Source organism: Vibrio sp. C8, from assembly GCF_054051265.1.
Genome location: NZ_JBPAOE010000013.1, coordinates 50,611 through 67,101 on the forward strand (window position 1 = coordinate 50,611; position 16,491 = coordinate 67,101).

The 16,491-nt window shown below is 43.7% G+C and carries 17 protein-coding genes; 8 read left to right on the forward strand and 9 right to left on the reverse strand.

What is annotated here, in order from left to right; translation table 11 throughout:
- Positions 1 to 139: 139 nt before the first annotated feature.
- Positions 140 to 1,108: a TAXI family TRAP transporter solute-binding subunit gene (locus tag ACRQQK_RS09670; protein WP_457511192.1), complete on the reverse strand. Its 969-nt coding sequence runs from the start codon at positions 1,106 to 1,108 to the stop codon at positions 140 to 142.
- Positions 1,109 to 1,475: 367 nt separating this feature from the next.
- Positions 1,476 to 1,946 carry a transcriptional regulator ArgR gene (gene argR / locus ACRQQK_RS09675; RefSeq protein WP_042489268.1) on the reverse strand — a complete coding sequence of 157 codons (471 nt, stop codon included), beginning with the start codon at positions 1,944 to 1,946 and terminating at the stop codon, positions 1,476 to 1,478.
- Positions 1,947 to 2,269: 323 nt separating this feature from the next.
- Between argR and mdh the strand changes: the two genes are divergently transcribed.
- Positions 2,270 to 3,202 (forward strand): malate dehydrogenase, encoded by a 933-nt coding sequence (gene mdh / locus ACRQQK_RS09680; protein ID WP_457511193.1) that lies wholly within the window; start codon positions 2,270 to 2,272, stop codon positions 3,200 to 3,202.
- A 68-nt stretch (positions 3,203 to 3,270) separates the two neighbouring features.
- On the opposite strand, the gene ispB is transcribed toward mdh, so the two are convergent.
- Positions 3,271 to 4,242: an octaprenyl diphosphate synthase gene (ispB, locus tag ACRQQK_RS09685; RefSeq protein WP_457511194.1), complete on the reverse strand. Its 972-nt coding sequence runs from the start codon at positions 4,240 to 4,242 to the stop codon at positions 3,271 to 3,273.
- A gap of 268 nt (positions 4,243 to 4,510) precedes the next feature.
- Here ispB and rplU point away from each other — a divergent pair, with 268 nt between their 5' ends.
- From rplU to folA, 6 genes are all read left to right on the forward strand, one after another.
- Positions 4,511 to 4,822, forward strand: a complete 312-nt coding sequence (rplU, locus tag ACRQQK_RS09690) for a 50S ribosomal protein L21 (RefSeq protein WP_042489259.1) — start codon at positions 4,511 to 4,513, stop codon at positions 4,820 to 4,822.
- Positions 4,823 to 4,843: 21 nt separating this feature from the next.
- Complete coding sequence (gene rpmA / locus ACRQQK_RS09695) at positions 4,844 to 5,101, forward strand: 50S ribosomal protein L27 (protein ID WP_004409945.1); 258 nt, start codon at positions 4,844 to 4,846, stop codon at positions 5,099 to 5,101.
- A 223-nt stretch (positions 5,102 to 5,324) separates the two neighbouring features.
- The gene (cgtA, locus tag ACRQQK_RS09700) at positions 5,325 to 6,500 is read left to right on the forward strand and encodes an Obg family GTPase CgtA (protein ID WP_457511195.1); all 1,176 of its coding nucleotides are present in this window, start codon (positions 5,325 to 5,327) and stop codon (positions 6,498 to 6,500) included.
- A gap of 129 nt (positions 6,501 to 6,629) precedes the next feature.
- The gene (locus ACRQQK_RS09705) at positions 6,630 to 7,391 is read left to right on the forward strand and encodes a threonine/serine exporter family protein (RefSeq protein WP_457511196.1); all 762 of its coding nucleotides are present in this window, start codon (positions 6,630 to 6,632) and stop codon (positions 7,389 to 7,391) included.
- A 2-nt stretch (positions 7,392 to 7,393) separates the two neighbouring features.
- Complete coding sequence (locus ACRQQK_RS09710) at positions 7,394 to 7,867, forward strand: threonine/serine exporter family protein (RefSeq protein WP_171137249.1); 474 nt, start codon at positions 7,394 to 7,396, stop codon at positions 7,865 to 7,867.
- Between the two features lie 44 nt (positions 7,868 to 7,911).
- Positions 7,912 to 8,394 (forward strand): type 3 dihydrofolate reductase, encoded by a 483-nt coding sequence (gene folA / locus ACRQQK_RS09715; RefSeq protein WP_457511197.1) that lies wholly within the window; start codon positions 7,912 to 7,914, stop codon positions 8,392 to 8,394.
- A 57-nt stretch (positions 8,395 to 8,451) separates the two neighbouring features.
- Here folA and apaH read toward each other — a convergent pair whose 3' ends face one another.
- The 6 genes from apaH to lptD form a co-directional block, all read right to left on the reverse strand.
- Positions 8,452 to 9,270, reverse strand: a complete 819-nt coding sequence (gene apaH / locus ACRQQK_RS09720; RefSeq protein WP_457511198.1) for a bis(5'-nucleosyl)-tetraphosphatase (symmetrical) ApaH — start codon at positions 9,268 to 9,270, stop codon at positions 8,452 to 8,454.
- 11 nt (positions 9,271 to 9,281) lie between these two features.
- A complete protein-coding gene (gene apaG, locus ACRQQK_RS09725) occupies positions 9,282 to 9,665 on the reverse strand; it encodes a Co2+/Mg2+ efflux protein ApaG (RefSeq protein ID WP_457511199.1) in 384 nt (127 codons plus the stop codon).
- A 63-nt stretch (positions 9,666 to 9,728) separates the two neighbouring features.
- Positions 9,729 to 10,556, reverse strand: coding sequence for a 16S rRNA (adenine(1518)-N(6)/adenine(1519)-N(6))-dimethyltransferase RsmA (gene rsmA, locus ACRQQK_RS09730; protein ID WP_457511200.1), 828 nt, complete (start codon positions 10,554 to 10,556; stop codon positions 9,729 to 9,731).
- 13 nt (positions 10,557 to 10,569) lie between these two features.
- Positions 10,570 to 11,562 (reverse strand): 4-hydroxythreonine-4-phosphate dehydrogenase PdxA, encoded by a 993-nt coding sequence (gene pdxA / locus ACRQQK_RS09735; RefSeq protein ID WP_457511201.1) that lies wholly within the window; start codon positions 11,560 to 11,562, stop codon positions 10,570 to 10,572.
- Positions 11,552 to 12,847: a peptidylprolyl isomerase SurA gene (surA, locus tag ACRQQK_RS09740; protein WP_457511202.1), complete on the reverse strand. Its 1,296-nt coding sequence runs from the start codon at positions 12,845 to 12,847 to the stop codon at positions 11,552 to 11,554. Before surA ends, pdxA begins: the two co-directional genes overlap by 11 nt.
- Before the next feature lie 46 nt (positions 12,848 to 12,893).
- Complete coding sequence (gene lptD, locus ACRQQK_RS09745) at positions 12,894 to 15,275, reverse strand: LPS assembly protein LptD (RefSeq protein ID WP_457511203.1); 2,382 nt, start codon at positions 15,273 to 15,275, stop codon at positions 12,894 to 12,896.
- Between the two features lie 147 nt (positions 15,276 to 15,422).
- Between lptD and djlA the strand changes: the two genes are divergently transcribed.
- Positions 15,423 to 16,283 (forward strand): co-chaperone DjlA, encoded by an 861-nt coding sequence (gene djlA, locus ACRQQK_RS09750; RefSeq protein ID WP_457511204.1) that lies wholly within the window; start codon positions 15,423 to 15,425, stop codon positions 16,281 to 16,283.
- Positions 16,284 to 16,491 lie beyond the last annotated feature (208 nt).

Consider the following 16,491-nt stretch of genomic DNA (forward strand, 5'->3'; position numbering starts at 1 on the left):
ACATTATCCTTTTAATGATGGTAAAGAGTTACAACGAAGAGAGGTTTTCTAAATATGAGCGAAAACCCAAAATATTGAACGTAAATAGAGATTAACAATAAGGAGGCCTAAGCCCCCTTATTGTCGGAGTTGCTAGTAATTATTTTAGCAGACCGATTTCTTTGTAGTACTTCACAGCACCTGGGTGAAGAGGGATAGAAAGACCCGCTTTAACCATGTCTTCTTTCTTCAGGTTTGCAAATGCAGGGTGCAAACGAGTGAAAGTTTCGAAGTTTTCGAATACTGCTTTTGCAACGTTGTAAGCGACTTCATCTGAAACATCAGATGTTGTTACTAGAGTTGCTGCTACACCGAAGCTCTTCACATCTTGATCTGTGCCACGGTACATACCTGCAGGAACTGTGCTGTATGCGTAGTAAGGGTTGCCCTCAACGATCTTGTCGATCTGTTCGCCAGTTGCTGGAACTAGCTTAGCGTCACATGAGGTAGTCGCTTCTTTGATTGAGCCATTTGGGTGACCAACCATGTAGATGAATGCGTCGATTTTGTTATCACACAATGCTTGAGAACGCTCAGAGCCTTTGAGTTCAGAAGCCAATGTGAAGCTGTCATTCGTCCAGCCAAATGCATCCATAACAACTTGCATTGTTGCACGGTCACCAGAGCCTGGGTTACCAATGTTTACTCGTTTACCGGCAAGATCTGCTACACCATTAATGCCTGAATCAGTACGAGCGATGATGTTAAAAGGTTCTGTGTGAAGAGAGAACATCGCGCGTAATTTTTTGTATGGGCCTTGTTCTGCAAATTCACTTGTTCCGTTGTAGCCGTGGTATTGCCAGTCAGACTGCACGATACCGAAATCAAGCTCGCCTGAGCGAATTGTATTTACGTTGTAAATAGAACCACCGGTAGATTCTACAGAGCAGCGAATGTTGTGTTCTTTACGGTCTTTGTTAACAAGCTTACAGATTGCACCACCCGTAGGGTAATAAACACCAGTGACAGAACCTGTACCGATTGTGATGAACTCTTGCGCGTTAACAACGCCTGCACCAAGGATAGTTGCAGCAATAGCGCCGACCTTTATAATTTTATTCAATGCCATGAATTTCCCTTCCTTCATTCATAATTACCCAAAACAAGTGTAGCTGCTTTGGTCGTTTCTTCATGAGAAACAGTAGCTTTTTCAATCCTTATGTTGAAAAAGTGTCAGGATAATAGCAAAAAAACATCACATAATAATAGTGATGTTTAAAAATGTAGTCATAAAAGCTAAGTATTACCACTAACTTAGAATGAATTGTTTCATGATGTTTCAAATTTGTAATTCATGGGTTGAATTATTTTTGAGTGATCAAAGAATGATTGATTTGTGGATTATAGATACAAAAAAGTCACGAATTGATCCCATTACGTGACTTCTAGAAAGGTAATAATGTATAGCGATTAATGAGTTACACTCAGATGGCTATTTAACCAGCGTACTCAAACAGTTCACAAACAGAGGTAAATAGCTGCTTCGTTGTAATGTTCAGCGTAGGGGTAATAAAGATAGTATCGTCACCAGCTACAACGCCAAGGATACCTTCAGATTTACCTAGAGAATCAAGTAAACGAGCGATAAGTTGAGCAGCACCAGGACCAGTGTGGATAACCACGAGCGCATTGTTGTAGTCAACATCCAGTACGAGTTCTCTCAGAGAGCTTGATACAGTGGGTACGCCTAGTTCTGCAGGTAAGCAATAGACCATTTCCATTTTTGCGTTACGTGTGCGTACAGCACCGAATTTCGTAAGCATGCGGGAGACTTTAGATTGGTTAATATTGTCAAAGCCTTCATTTTTAAGAGCGTCAACGATATCGCCTTGAGAGCCAAAACGTTCTTCTTTTAATAAAGCTTTAAAAGCGCGGACTAAGTTGTCTTGTTTATCTGCACTACGCATATTTTTGTTACCACTAATTCAATAATGGTGCATATTCTCGCATAGATATTCACTTGCAGGCAAATTAAGGTTCAAAACTGTCTTAAAGGTCACTTTAAATCGGTAGAATTCGGGCTCAGGGAGAGAGAAAAAAGGGAGATTTAAAAGGGCAAGGGATATGTTAGTACTCAGTTAACGATTTGCGAGTTGACAAGGAAGTGTTCGAGGTCGCAAAGCTGGCGTTAACTGTTTGTAATCAACTTGTGATTACTATAATTTTTTGGTCAGATATTACACTACCCTACAAAACATAAATAAGAGAAAAACTCACAAGGAGAACGATAATGAAAGTCTCTGTAATTGGTGCCGCTGGTGGCATTGGTCAAGCCCTCGCTTTATTGCTTAAAAACCGTTTACCAGCAGGATCAGATCTTGCCCTGTATGATATTGCTCCAGTAACGCCTGGTGTTGCTGCGGACTTAAGTCATATACCAACCCCTGTTTCTATTAAAGGCTATTGTGGTGAGGACCCAACTCCTGCTCTTGAAGGCTCTGATGTTGTTTTAATTTCAGCTGGTGTTGCTCGTAAACCGGGTATGGATCGTGCGGATCTATTCAATGTGAACGCTGGGATTGTAAGATCTTTGGCAGAGCGCATTGCAGTAGTTTGCCCAAATGCGTGTGTGGGTATTATCACTAACCCAGTGAATACCACAGTTCCTATTGCTGCTGAAGTTTTGAAAAAAGCGGGTGTTTACGATAAACGCAAGCTGTTTGGTGTTACGACTCTGGACGTTATTCGTGCTGAGACTTTCGTTGCGGACCTTAAACAGAAAGACCCAGGTGATGTTCGCGTTCCTGTGATTGGTGGTCACTCTGGTGTGACGATTCTTCCTCTTCTTTCTCAAGTAGAAGGTGTTGAGTTTACGGATGCAGAAGTGGAAGCATTGACCAAGCGTATTCAAAACGCAGGTACAGAAGTTGTAGAAGCAAAAGCGGGTGGCGGTAGTGCAACGCTATCAATGGGACAAGCGGCTTGCCGATTCGGTTTGTCTTTAGTCAAAGCTCTACAAGGTGAAGATGTTATTGAATACGCATATGTTGAAGGTAACGGTGAACATGCTCCTTTCTTTGCTCAACCAGTTAAGTTGGGTAAAAACGGAGTAGAAGAAGTGTTGAGCTATGGTCCGCTTAGCCAGTTTGAAAAAGCTGCGTTGGATGGCATGTTAGAAACACTTAACGGCGATATTCAAACTGGTGTTGAGTTCGTTAAGTAATTCAGTGTTTAAACAATTTTCTAGCCGCTCCTAGATGGAGCGGCTTTTTTATGGATAATTATTTGTGATTATTTGCTGCGATTCACTGCCATATGGGCAAGAGTCACTAAGGCCTGCTTGTATTCGCTCTCTTGCAGAACTTCAAGCTGTGCAATCGCTTTATCCGCTTCTTCCAATGCTTTGTTGACGGTATAAGTGAGAGAGCCTGTTTCTTCCATTGCAGCGAGGATGTCGTTTAGACGTTCCATACCGTTTGCATGCTCAATTGCGTCGCGAATCATTTCAGCTTGCTCAGCAGTACCATTGCGCATTGCATGCAGCAGCGGAAGTGTAGGTTTGCCTTCTGCTAGGTCGTCACCAACATTCTTACCCATTTCTTCGCCGTCAGAAGTGTAATCCATGACATCATCAATAAGTTGGAATGCGGTACCTAAATATTTACCATAGTTCTGTAAAGCCGTTTCTACTTCTTCAGGAGCATCAACTAAAATTGCCCCGATTTGAGTTGCCGCTTCGAACAGACGAGCAGTTTTAGAATAGATGACCTGCATGTACAGCTCTTCTGTGGTGTTAGGATCGTTGCAGTTCATTAATTGTTGAACTTCACCTTCCGCAATCACGTTTACTGCATCGCTCATAAGCTTAAGGATCTTCATTGATCCTAGCTCTGTCATCATTTGAAATGAACGAGTATAGATAAAGTCGCCGACCAACACGCTCGCCGCATTTCCAAATGCCGCATTTGCCGTTTCTTTGCCTCGACGCATGTCAGATTCATCGACGACATCGTCGTGCAACAGGGTTGCTGTATGGATGAATTCAATAAACGCTGCGGCGGTGGTGTGAGCAGTCCCTTCATAGCCAAGAGCTTTTGCCGATAACACAGCTAACAAAGGTCTTAGACGCTTGCCGCCGCTGCTGACAATATAGAACCCGAGTTGATTGATCAAAGAGACATCAGAGTTGAGTTGAGCTTGAATTGTTTCATTCACTTTTGCCATGTCATCGGCAGTAAGCGCTTGGATAGCTTTAAAATCCATTGTACATCCGGCTGAAGTTAGAGCTTGTAAGGCATTTTGTCTTCTAGAATTGTTGAATAATACACTAAAAAGCATTGATTAATACACGTCATAAAGGCATGATTGCGGCACTTTTGTTTGGCGATTAGCTTTTCGCCAATTTTTTTAAAATATGGCTTGTCATAGGACCATCATTCACGTAGAATCTGCGCCCTATTGATGATTAGTTTAGCGCACACCCTCATTGCTCACATATAGCATAGGCTGTGCGGAAAGAGCGGAGTAAAATATGTACGCTGTTTTCCAATCTGGTGGTAAACAACACCGTGTAAGCGAAGGTCAAACTCTTCGTTTAGAGAAATTAGACGTTGAAACTGGTGCAACTGTTGAATTTGATAAAGTTCTTCTAGTTGCTAACGGTGAAGAAATCACTGTTGGTGCACCTCTTGTTGAAGGCGGTAAAATTACTGCTGAAGTAGTACAACACGGTCGTGGCGATAAAGTTAAAATCGTTAAGTTCCGTCGTCGTAAGCACTCTCGTAAACAACAAGGCCACCGTCAGTGGTTCACTGAAGTGAAAATTACTGGCATCAACGCTTAAGTAACTTAGGAGAGTTTAACAATGGCACACAAAAAAGCTGGCGGTTCTACTCGTAACGGCCGTGATTCAGAAAGTAAACGTCTTGGTGTTAAGCGTTTCGGTGGTGAATCTGTATTAGCAGGTAACATCATCGTTCGTCAACGTGGTACTAAGTTCCACGCTGGCACTAACGTTGGTATCGGTAAAGACCATACTCTTTTCGCTCTTACTGAAGGTAAAGTGAAATTTGAAGTTAAAGGTCCTAAAAACCGTAAATTTGTTAGCATCGAAGCTGAATAAATTTAATACCTAACTGAATTCAAAAGCCCTACCGTTACGGTGGGGTTTTTTATTTATGCAGAGCAAAAAAGAAGGGGTTCTTCAGTAGAAGAATATAGAGTCCCTCCTTATCTGTTCCAATATGTAGGTTTAGATCTCTCGTCAACACGATGAATCTGGATCTGCTAAAATTTATATCACTGGTAATAAGTGATATTGCAACGCAAGTAATGCGGAGTAAGTAATGAAGTTCGTTGATGAAGCGGTAATTAAAGTCGAAGCAGGCGATGGCGGTAACGGCGTTGTTAGCTTTTGGCGTGAAAAATTCGTAACGAAAGGTGGCCCTGATGGTGGCGACGGCGGCGACGGTGGCGATGTCTACATCGAAGCTGATGAGAACTTAAATACACTAGTTGACTATCGTTTCCAGCGTTTCTATGCAGCGGAACGTGGTCAAAACGGTAGTGGCGGCAACTGTACTGGTAAACGTGGTAAAGATATTACACTGAAAGTGCCTGTAGGTACTCGTGCTGTGGATATCCACACCAATGAAATCGTGGGTGAAGTGGCTGAACACGGCAAAAAAGTGATGGTTGCAAAAGGTGGTTGGCACGGTCTTGGTAACACCCGTTTTAAATCGTCTGTAAACCGCGCTCCTCGTCAAAAGACCATGGGTACTAAAGGTGAAGTTCGTGAACTACGCCTCGAACTATTGCTGCTTGCTGACGTAGGTATGCTAGGTTTGCCAAACGCTGGTAAATCGACTTTTATTCGCTCTGTATCAGCAGCGAAACCAAAGGTTGCAGACTATCCATTTACTACATTGATCCCAAGCTTGGGTGTAGTGAGTGTTGTGCCAGAGAAAAGCTTTGTTGTTGCTGACATCCCTGGGTTGATCGAAGGTGCCGCTGAAGGTGCTGGTCTAGGCATTCGTTTCTTGAAACACCTAGAGCGTTGCCGTGTATTGCTTCACATGATCGATATTTTACCTATTGATGGAAGTGAGCCTGCACAAAATGCTCTGACCATTATGGATGAGCTTGAGCAGTACAGCGAAAAACTAGCGAAGAAGCCAGTATGGTTAGTATTTAATAAAGCAGATCTAATGCTTGAAGAAGAAGCGGATGAAAAGATCCAAGAGATCTTAGAAGCGCTAGCGTGGGAAGGTCCACACTTCAAGATTTCAGCGGTGAACAAACAGGGCACTGTAGAGCTTTGTCGTGAGTTGGCTGACTTTATGGAAACTCTACCTCGCGCAGAAGAAGAGTTGAGCGAAGAGCAGAAAGTTGAGTTTATGTGGGATGATTACCACAAAGACGCAATGGCTGGTCGCAATGTTGTCACTGAAGAAGATGATGACGATTGGGATGATTGGGACGACGAAGAAGATGACGGACACGTTATCTATGTTCGTGAATAGTTCTGTCTACTGAAATTAGCCGCAATGATTTATTGCGGCTTTTTTGTGTCTAAATCATATTTCACGATATGATTTTCATGCAAACTAGAGCTTCACAATTTTTACCCTTAGGACGTTAGGAAAGGAATCATGGCATCCAAACAGAGAGCCGTATCGAGGTTAATCGCACAAGCAGGTCAAATGTTACTGGCTCACGGCGCTGAAAGCGCTTTGGTGGTTGGGATCATGGAAAGGATGGGGCGTGCCTGTGGCATGACAGAGGTGGAAGTTTCACTCTCAGCTGGATCTTTGGTTGTCACGACACTTGAAAACGACCACTGTATTACTACCACCAGACGCTGCGCTGATCGTGGTATCAACATGCGCGCTGTGACTCAGATTCAGCGTATTTGCATCATGATGGAAAAAGGTCTGCTTGATCACTCCTTAGCGCAGAAGAAGCTTAACCAGATTAGTCCTGAGCGCTACAACCGTTGGTTAGTGGTATTGATGATTGGGCTGTCCTGTTCCTCTTTTTCCCGCCTCGCTGGCGGTGACTGGACGGTATTTGCTATTACCTTTGTTGCTTCCGCAGTCGGTATGTTCGTTCGTCAGGAAATCGGACATCGTCATTTCAACCCGCTGTTGAACTTTGCGGCGACCGCTTTTGTTACGTCTGTCATTTCCGCACAAGCTGTTATCTATCAACTTGGTAATAAACCAACCATAGTGATGGCGTCCTCGGTGCTTATGTTGGTGCCGGGTTTTCCGTTAATTAACTCGGTTGCAGATATGCTGAAAGGCTTTGTCAACGTTGGCATTGCACGTTTTGTTATGGCGAGTTTACTGACATTAGCAACATGTTTGGGAATCATTGCAGCCATGAGTATTACTGGCGTGTGGGGGTGGTAGAGATGTTAAGTTGGCAATTACTTTTTGGTCTGATTAACGACATGTTCTTTGCTGCCATTCCGGCGGTTGGTTTTGCTCTGGTTTTTAATGTCCCTGTCCCTGCTCTGAAATATTGTGCATTGGGTGGCGCTATAGGCCATGGCTCGCGCTATTTAATGATGCAGTTTGGCATTCCTATTGAATGGGCAACCTTCTTTGCCGCCACAATTGTCGGCATGATTGGTGTTCATTGGTCGCATAAGTTTTTGGCTCATCCTAAAGTGTTTACTGTCGCCGCACTTATTCCAATGGTGCCTGGTGTTTTCACTTATAAAGCGATGATCGCTATGGTGGAAATCAACCATTTAGGTTTTCGACCAGAACTGTTAGAGACTTTATTTGAAAACTTCCTCAAGGCGATGTTTATTATCGCTGGCCTAGCGGTTGGTCTTGCGGTGCCGGGGCTGTTATTCTATCGCCGAAAACCCGTGGTTTAACAAACGGACAGTTTGAAGAAGTAATCGTCTAATAGGGAAGAAGAATGATCATCAGTATGATTGCCGCGATGGCAAATGATCGAATTATTGGCAAAGATAACCAAATGCCTTGGCACTTACCTGCAGATTTCGCTTGGTTTAAGCGTTGTACTTTAGGTAAGCCCGTTATCATGGGGCGTAAAACTTACGAATCGATTGGACGTCCTCTACCGGGACGACAGAATATTGTGATCAGTCGTGATCCTAGCCTGAACATTGAAGGTGTGACGGTTACTACTTCAATTGAAGAAGCTCTTAAGGTAGCAGGTGACGTTGAAGAGGTGATGATCATTGGTGGCGGCAGTGTGTATGCCACTTGTCTGCCTAAGGCTGACCGTCTGTATGTTACCTATATTGATGCCAATGTCGAAGGGGATACTCAGTTCCCGGATTGGGGAGGAGGCTGGCTGGAAAGCCATAGCGAAAGCTATTCGGCTGATGAAAAGAATGCCTACGATATGAAGTTTGTGATTCTAGAACGTCACTAAAATCATTTTATAATAAACAAAGCCCAGCGTTATCGCTGGGCTTTGTTTATTTGGGCTCTATTCAACGGCTGCGTTGAGTGCATTTTGAGTGAAGAATTTTTTTTCTTCCCAGTGCAGCAGAGTCAAATGTCCGCCCCACACACATCCTGTATCAAGTCCTATCACATCTTTGCCGTGATAGCCTTCCAGTGCTGCCCAATGCCCAAACAGAACGGTTTTTTCAATTGGTACTCTGTTTTTGAGGTCGAACCAAGGTTGTAACAGATTCCCACTGACTTCTGACGGAGGAAGTTTACACTTCATATCCAATCTTCCATCGATAAAGCAGAACCTCATGCGAGTATAGGCGTTAATGATGTAGCGATAGCGATCCAGATCTTTAAGATCAGATCGCCATTGATCTGGTTGGTTGGAATACATGCTTTCAATCAGCCACATCCAACGATCACTTTGTAGTATGGATTCGATCTCTTTTGCACATTCACGCGCAGTAGTTAAATCCCACTTAGGTGAGATTCCTGCGTGACAAACAACAAACTCATCGTGCTCTAAAAACAGTGGCTGTTCACGTAACCAGTGCAGGAGTTCATCTCTGTCTTCTGCTTCTAATATTGGACGTGTTTTATCTTTGCTTTTAATTGGGTGAATGCCACAGGCGACTGCAAGGAGATGCAAATCGTGATTGCCCAAAACGACTTTTGCTGCATCACCCAACGTACGAATGAAGCGCAACGTTTCTAAAGATTTAGGACCGCGAGCAACGAGATCACCCGCTACCCACAAGATATCTTCTTTCGGATCGAAATTAACTTGTTCAAGCAGTAACTGAAGTTCGTCAAAACAACCTTGGATATCACCAACAATATAATTCGCCACTGTTACTCCGGTTAGTTTAAAACGTTAGGTACGGCCAAACGAAAAGGCTCGATATTGGTGATAAACTCATTACCCTCACGATCATGCATGATGTAGTGCCCTTGCATTACACCGACCGGTGTTTCAATTGCCGTTCCACTGGTGTAGGTGTACTCATCGTTGGCATCAATAAAAGGTTGTTCGCCTACCACGCCATCACCTTCTATAACCAATTGTTTGCCATTGGCGTCGGTGATTAACCAACGACGGCTGATGAGTTGAACGGTTTCAGGGCTCAGATTTTTAATGGTAATCAGGTACGCGAATACGTAGCGCATCTGCTCAGGAGTCGATTGCTCAGGGATATATTTGGTATGAACTTGAATCTTAATACAAGGCGCAGAGACATCATCCATGTGAACTCCTTATCAAGATAGGAAAAACAACAGGACGAGCTATGTCGTCCTGTTTTAAGTTTACTACTCGTCGGTCTTATTGCCATCAGAAGCATTTGCGTCTAGCCAGTTTGCCATCGCAACAAACTGAGGCAGAGTTAGGTTTTCTGGACGCATGGAAGCATTTACTCCGAGCTCTTCTAACACTTCAAGTGGCATTAATGCTTTGTAGCAGTTACGTACAGTCTTACGACGTTGATTAAAGCCGTCACGAACTACGCGATCTAGCCATTTCAAATTAGTTACTGGGTGAGGCAGCTCTTCATAAGGAACCAAGCGCACGACCGCTGAATCTACTTTTGGTGGCGGAACAAATGCTGTTGGTGGTACTTCAAGTACTGGTACGACTTTACAGTAGTACTGAGCCATTACTGTTAAACGGCCATATGCTTTGCTACCTGGTCCCGCTGCGAGACGGTTTACCACTTCTTTTTGTAGCATAAAGTGCATATCTTGGATGTCTTTATGATATTCAAACAAGTGGAACATTAACGGCGTAGAAATGTTGTATGGCAAGTTACCAAAAATGCGCAGTTTGTTATTTGGCTTTACTAACTGAGTAAAGTCAAAACGCATGGCATCACCTTCATGAATGGTCAGCTTATCTGCCAATTCAGGATGATTGCGTAGGCGTTCTGCCAAGTCACGGTCAAGCTCGATTACTGTGAACTTATCTACTTCACGACCAACGGGTTCAGTTATAGCGCCTAGACCAGGGCCGATTTCAACCAAGTTTTGTCCCGGAAGAGGGTTAATTGCTGAAACGATACCGTCGATAATATAAGGATCGTTTAGAAAGTTTTGACCAAAACGTTTACGCGCTTTGTGTCCTAAGTGGACATCATTTCTCATAGTGTTCTCGAAGTTAATTCGTTTTCTTATCAACTAATTCAATAGCTTGAGCGAGTGCTGTTCTGAAACTACCAATATCGGCTGTACCCGTAGCAGCAAGATCTAATGCAGTTCCGTGGTCGACAGACGTTCTGATAAATGGCAGACCTAATGTGATATTCACAGAGCGACCAAAGCCTTTGTATTTCAATACAGGGAGAACTTGATCATGGTACATACCTAAAACGGCATCCGCTTTTTGCAAGTATTTGTCGTTGAAGATGGTGTCTGCTGGCAGTGGGCCAATCAGATTTATGCCATCTTGCTGACGTAATTTTTCCAATGTTGGAGTAATGGTGTCGATTTCTTCTCGACCCAACACGCCATCTTCACCTGCATGAGGATTAAGGCCGCATACATATATAGTAGGCTGCTCAATCGCAAATTTCTCAACGAGATCCTTGTGGAGAATATGAATGATCTTTTCTAGACGCTCACTGGTTACCGCTTTAGAAACGTAAGCCAATGGTATATGCGTGGTTACAAGTGCAACTCGTAATCCTTCCGTTGCCAGCATCATCACAACCAGTGGTGTATTAGATTGCTCGGCAAAAAACTCAGTATGACCACTAAAGGCAACACCAGCTCGGTTGATCACCCCTTTGTGTACAGGGCCGGTGACAATAGCATCAAATTCATTATTCATACAGCCCAAAGCGGCTCTTTCTAATGTTTTTAATACGTAATGTCCGTTTTGTTCATCGAGCTGACCAGCAACAACAGGCGTTGCGGTCGCGATGTGGTCGACAACCAGCGTGCCTGCTTTTTGAGGCTGCGGTGTTAGTTGAGCATTGTAATCAAGCAGTTCAACATTGATACCGAGCGCTGTCGCTCTTTCTGCCAACATGTTTTTATCCGCACAAACAACTATTTGATGCGTCCAGTCTTCTTTGGATAGCGCTAAAACAAGATCGGGGCCAATACCCGCAGGCTCACCAGCGGTAACCACGATGCGTTTAATTTTCATCCTGATCACCTTTTAACTCTTCAACAAATGCACTTGCTCGCAGTTCTTGTATCCAAGCACCGGCTTCTTCGTTGAATTTACGGTTGAACAGAATACCGTAGGCTTTGTTTTTCAACGCAGAGTCTGTTCGGTCTACTTCGCGTCTATCAAGTACTTCTACTATGTGCCAGCCGTGTACGGTTTTAAACGGTTCACTGATTTGTCCGACGGGTAGTGTTTCAACTTGATGTTTAAATTCTGGAACGTACAAATCTGGTGTTTGGTACCCCAGCTCACCATGTTGCGCGGCAGAACCAGGGTCTTGGCTGTATTGCTGTGCTAGGTCGCCGAAGTTGGCTTTACCCGCTTTAATCTGCTCGATAAAGCCTTCAAGTTGCTTCTTCGCGCCTTCGTCACTCAGAATAATGGTTGGCTTGATCAAAATATGGCGAGTATTTACTTCAGTTACCGCAACGGTTTCTAAGCCTTTTACATCATCGATTTTTAAGATATGAAAACCAACACCGCTGCGGAATGGCCCAATAATACTACCTTTGTTTTGCATCTTGATTTGGTCGGCAAAAATGGTAGGCATTTCTTCTTTACGCATCCAACCCCAGTTACCACCTTCCAGTGCTTTTGGCCCTTTGGAGTAGCTGTATGCCATTTTACTAAAGTCAGCACCAGAGTTGAGTTGTTCAACCAGTTCATTAGCTTGCTTTTCTAACTGAGCTTTATCTTGGTTATCATTGAAACGCAGTTGAATATGGCTGATTTTATATTGAACGGTTGCATTGGTTTCTTGAGCAAGCAGCTCTGCTAATGTATCGACTTCAGCTGGCAAAATATTGATACGACGTCGAACCATGGCATTTCGAGCTTCACTCACTGACATTTCTTTTCGTATTTGCTCGCGAAATTCAGGGTAGGTGAGCCCTTGAGCGCTTACTGAAGCTTGCAACTGTTCTAATGTTTGATTGTTTTGTTTAGCAATATTACCAATAGCATCGTTCAATCGAGCATCGTCAATACGCACGCCAATGCGTTCAGCTTCTTGCTGCTGCAGCGTATCAATGATGAGTTTTTCTCTTACCTGATCTCGCAGAACCGATTCTTCTGGCAAAGATTGCCCATTACTATTGGCATTTACTTTGACCGTTTTTAATGCACTGTCGATGTCACTTTGTAAGATAACGCCACCGTTTACAATGATGGCAACGCGGTCGAGTTCTACTGGTGCAGCATTAACATTGCTCATGCTTAGAGCTGCGACTAAACCTAAGAGGGTGTGTTTCCACAAGTTCATTTAAATTCCTATTATCTTAATAACTTATCGTTATCTGAGTCGTAAATTAGTTATTCAAGAAGAATGGACGACCATAGCTTAGAGAGTTACCTGCGCTGTCAACTCCTGTCATACTAGAGCCCGCGCCTACACTAGTACCAAAACCTATGATACCGATGTTGAAACTAAAGTTGTTTTCGTAGACAGGGTCTTTGTAATACGCTATATCGTTGATGTTGGTGGTTCCCCAACTCTTCAACTGATTGCTGTATGTGAAACCCATGTACCAGCAGTCGGATGTGTAACGTAAGTTCGCTAGCCACTCTAATGCTTCATCAGTCGTTAAGTCGTGGAAATATTGGGCGCTTGCATACCATTTCCGAGACAGCTGGTAGCCGGCGATAACGCCTGCTTGTGAGATGCCGTCTTGGGTGATGTTCGCAACATCAATACTTTCACCTACAGTGTTTTCGATATATTCCTTGGTAACATAACGATAGTTAGTCTGGATAAATCCATCATTAAATCGATACTCTAGAGTACTGTTAGCTAACTGCAGTGCGCTGGTGTCAACATCGTATTGAACTCCCCCGTGGTAGAAAAGGAAATCATCGTAGTTGAAGTCCATTTCCATTGCCCAAGCAGAGTAATTGGTCTTACTTGCTGAATCCGAATTGTTTTCTTCTGAGTAATTGGAAGGTTTAAACTTTTTGTCGATATAAAAAATCTGACCAAAAGCGATGTTTAAGCGCTCTTTGTATGCTTCATCAAAAAAGCGGCTAGATGCACCGTAGCTGAACTGGTTTGCTGATGCGATGTAATCCACACCACTGTACTTACGACTGCGGAACAGGCCATAGTAGTCTGTTTGCAACAGAGTCGTATCGTATAGGCCGATGTTGCTTTGATCTTTGTTCGGTACGTACAAGTACTGGACTTGCGGTTCGAGCGTTTGGGTGTAATCGTCGAAAAGGACGGTATCGCGCTCCAAAATAATACCTGCATTAGTTCTGAACTCAGGAATCACTCTTGAAGCGCTTTCTTCCAGTCCATAGTATTCACTAGTCTCATCTGCTGTCTTGACGCCTTCGAGATCTTGTTGGTAATAGGTTCCGAGCAGCCTAGCTTCTGTAGTCCAAGTTCCCCACGTGTTAGCTAAAGGTATTTTAAAACCCGGCTCAATATGCACACGGGTAGCTGATGGTTGGCCCGATGCATCGGTCTCAAAACGTGAAATATGGCTTTTCAGGTCGAAATCTAAATAGCGCATCAGCTCGGGAGCGTAGTAATTAAAGGCCAACTGTGGCATCAATCGGTAGGGTTGACTGCTCGATTCGTCGGCTAACAACAACTGAAATTGTCTGACGAGAATCGATGTATCCCAATTTTGACTCCGATAGGTCACCTGGCCTTCCTGAATCAGTTGGCCATCTTCACGATTACCAATAGCAGAATCCAGATCAGAGAAATAGTCAATGTCACTTACTTCTGAGTAATCAACTTCTAACTTCCACGCCTGTTGGTAGATACCGCTGTGTTCGTATTGGTAGCCCCAACGAGCGCCTTTATCCAAGTGAAGCTGGTCTTCGTTGAGATATTCGGATTTGATCTGACCTTCACCAAAATCGCTCAGATAGCGAAATACACTGTTAAGCTGCGAACCACGGTTCTGCATGTAGTGATAAGTGGTTTCCAAATCATAATTTGGTGCAAGGTTCCAATAGACGGGAATATCCATCTCGAAACCGTCTCGGGTGCCGTACGAGACTGTTGGATACAAGAAACCTGTTTTACGCGTATCACCAATTGGAACGGTTAAGAACGGTAAATAAAAAACGGGAACGCGTTGAATTTCTAAACGAGGGTTATAGAAGGTTGCTTGTTCTTCGTTTTGGTCGATATCAATACTGGATGCGCGTAGACGCCAAGAGTTATCATCTTCAGGACAAGAGGTGATAGAACCGTCTTCGATTTCATAAACCGCTTTACCTGTTTTGGCTACATATTTAGCATCACCACGGCCGGGCTCACACAGGAATTTATAGCGAGTGTTTTCTAGCGTCATCTCGTCGTTATTGAGATTATTGACTGCCTTATCGGCTACGGCTTTAACTTCACCATCACTGAAATTCACGTTTCCTTCAGCAACCGCGATGTTGTCTTTTTGGTGCAGAGTGACGTTATCCGCTTCAATGCGTTTCTTACCTTGCACAACCACGACGTTACCGGAATAAGTCGCTTTATCGCCATTAATTGCTTCTAGATTATCCGCTTCGACATTGATAGGCTGTTCGTTCGGATTAACCGGTTCAGGTTCATTGATAAGACACTGATCGATAGCAGGCAACCTTTGCGCACTGTCATCTAGCGTATCTTCTGCATGGATTTGTGGTGCAAACAGTGCAGCGCTAATGGAAACAGCTAAAAATGAGCGGGAAAAAAGTGACATTGAATTGTACTATCCTGTTGAACTTGTGTAATTCCAATATTGGGAGCAAATGCTAAATGATAACGTTCGATATCATAAAGGAAATTCACTCTCCCGGCACTATCAGACCGCTTTACTCCTAAAAAATTCATAGATTGAGAGCACATAATGCATATTTTTGGCAAAATTCTTGGCGCTTTCTTCGGCTTTCTGTTCGGAGGACCCGTTGGCGCCATTTTTGGTCTATTTCTTGGACATCAATTTGATAAAGCTAGACGTTTGAATCAAGCAGGTTTTCATACAGGATCTTTTGGTTCTGGCCCAAGCCAAGCAGAAAGACAAGAAGAGTTCTTCAAAGCGGCATTTTCCGTGATGGGGCATGTTGCGAAAGCAAAAGGCAAAGTCACAAGAGAAGAGATCCAGCTCGCGAGCATCATGATGGATCGCATGAGTCTGCATGGCGAACAAAGGTTGGCGGCACAGAATGCTTTCCGAGAGGGGAAGGATGCGAATTTTCCTTTGGAAAATGTTCTCGAGAAAGTGCGTATCTCCACTGGTGGTCGTTTCGATTTGATGCAGTTCTTCTTGGAACTACAAATATCAGCTGCTTTTGCTGATGGAGATATTCATCCAAGCGAACGAAATGTACTGCATAAGATTGCGCGAGGCTTAGGGTTTTCTTCCGAGCAACTGGAAAGTCGCTTACGTATGCAAGAAGCTTCTTTCCGTTTCCAGCATGGTGGTGGATTTGGCGGGCATCAACATCAGCAACATTCATCTGGGGGAGGGCAGTGGCAGCAAGCTTCAACTAAGGATAGGTTGGCGGATGCCTATTCAGTGCTTGGCGTCAGCGAAAGTGCTGATGATAAAGCGATTAAACGTGCATATCGCAAGCTGATGAATGAACACCATCCAGATAAATTGATGGCTAAAGGCTTGCCGCCAGAGATGATGAATGTTGCCAAAGAAAAGTCGCAGGAAATTCAGCAGGCTTACGATTTAATCAAAAAAGAAAAAGGCTTTAAGTAAATTGAATCGAAATCAAAAGGGTAAGCAGAGCTTGCCTTTTTTACCGCTATTGAAAGCTGTCGCTATCTTAAATGACAGACAGGTCGGCAAATCGCAGATAGAAAAAAAGCCAAGTCTTTCGACTTGGCTTCAAAAGTGGCTCCCCCTGCAAGACTTGAACTTGCGACATACGGATTAACAGTCCGCCGTTCTACCGACTGAACTAAGG

Bases quoted from the DNA above. Each gene is read 5' to 3' on its own strand.
- ACRQQK_RS09670 (WP_457511192.1), bottom strand. From the start codon at position 1,108: ATGGCATTGAATAAAATTATAAAGGTCGGCGCTATTGCTGCAACTATC.
- argR (WP_042489268.1), bottom strand. From the start codon at position 1,946: ATGCGTAGTGCAGATAAACAAGACAACTTAGTCCGCGCTTTTAAAGCT.
- mdh (WP_457511193.1), top strand. From the start codon at position 2,270: ATGAAAGTCTCTGTAATTGGTGCCGCTGGTGGCATTGGTCAAGCCCTC.
- ispB (WP_457511194.1), bottom strand. From the start codon at position 4,242: ATGGATTTTAAAGCTATCCAAGCGCTTACTGCCGATGACATGGCAAAA.
- rplU (WP_042489259.1), top strand. From the start codon at position 4,511: ATGTACGCTGTTTTCCAATCTGGTGGTAAACAACACCGTGTAAGCGAA.
- rpmA (WP_004409945.1), top strand. From the start codon at position 4,844: ATGGCACACAAAAAAGCTGGCGGTTCTACTCGTAACGGCCGTGATTCA.
- cgtA (WP_457511195.1), top strand. From the start codon at position 5,325: ATGAAGTTCGTTGATGAAGCGGTAATTAAAGTCGAAGCAGGCGATGGC.
- ACRQQK_RS09705 (WP_457511196.1), top strand. From the start codon at position 6,630: ATGGCATCCAAACAGAGAGCCGTATCGAGGTTAATCGCACAAGCAGGT.
- ACRQQK_RS09710 (WP_171137249.1), top strand. From the start codon at position 7,394: ATGTTAAGTTGGCAATTACTTTTTGGTCTGATTAACGACATGTTCTTT.
- folA (WP_457511197.1), top strand. From the start codon at position 7,912: ATGATCATCAGTATGATTGCCGCGATGGCAAATGATCGAATTATTGGC.
- apaG (WP_457511199.1), bottom strand. From the start codon at position 9,665: ATGGATGATGTCTCTGCGCCTTGTATTAAGATTCAAGTTCATACCAAA.
- rsmA (WP_457511200.1), bottom strand. From the start codon at position 10,556: ATGAGAAATGATGTCCACTTAGGACACAAAGCGCGTAAACGTTTTGGT.
- pdxA (WP_457511201.1), bottom strand. From the start codon at position 11,562: ATGAAAATTAAACGCATCGTGGTTACCGCTGGTGAGCCTGCGGGTATT.
- surA (WP_457511202.1), bottom strand. From the start codon at position 12,847: ATGAACTTGTGGAAACACACCCTCTTAGGTTTAGTCGCAGCTCTAAGC.
- lptD (WP_457511203.1), bottom strand. From the start codon at position 15,275: ATGTCACTTTTTTCCCGCTCATTTTTAGCTGTTTCCATTAGCGCTGCA.
- djlA (WP_457511204.1), top strand. From the start codon at position 15,423: ATGCATATTTTTGGCAAAATTCTTGGCGCTTTCTTCGGCTTTCTGTTC.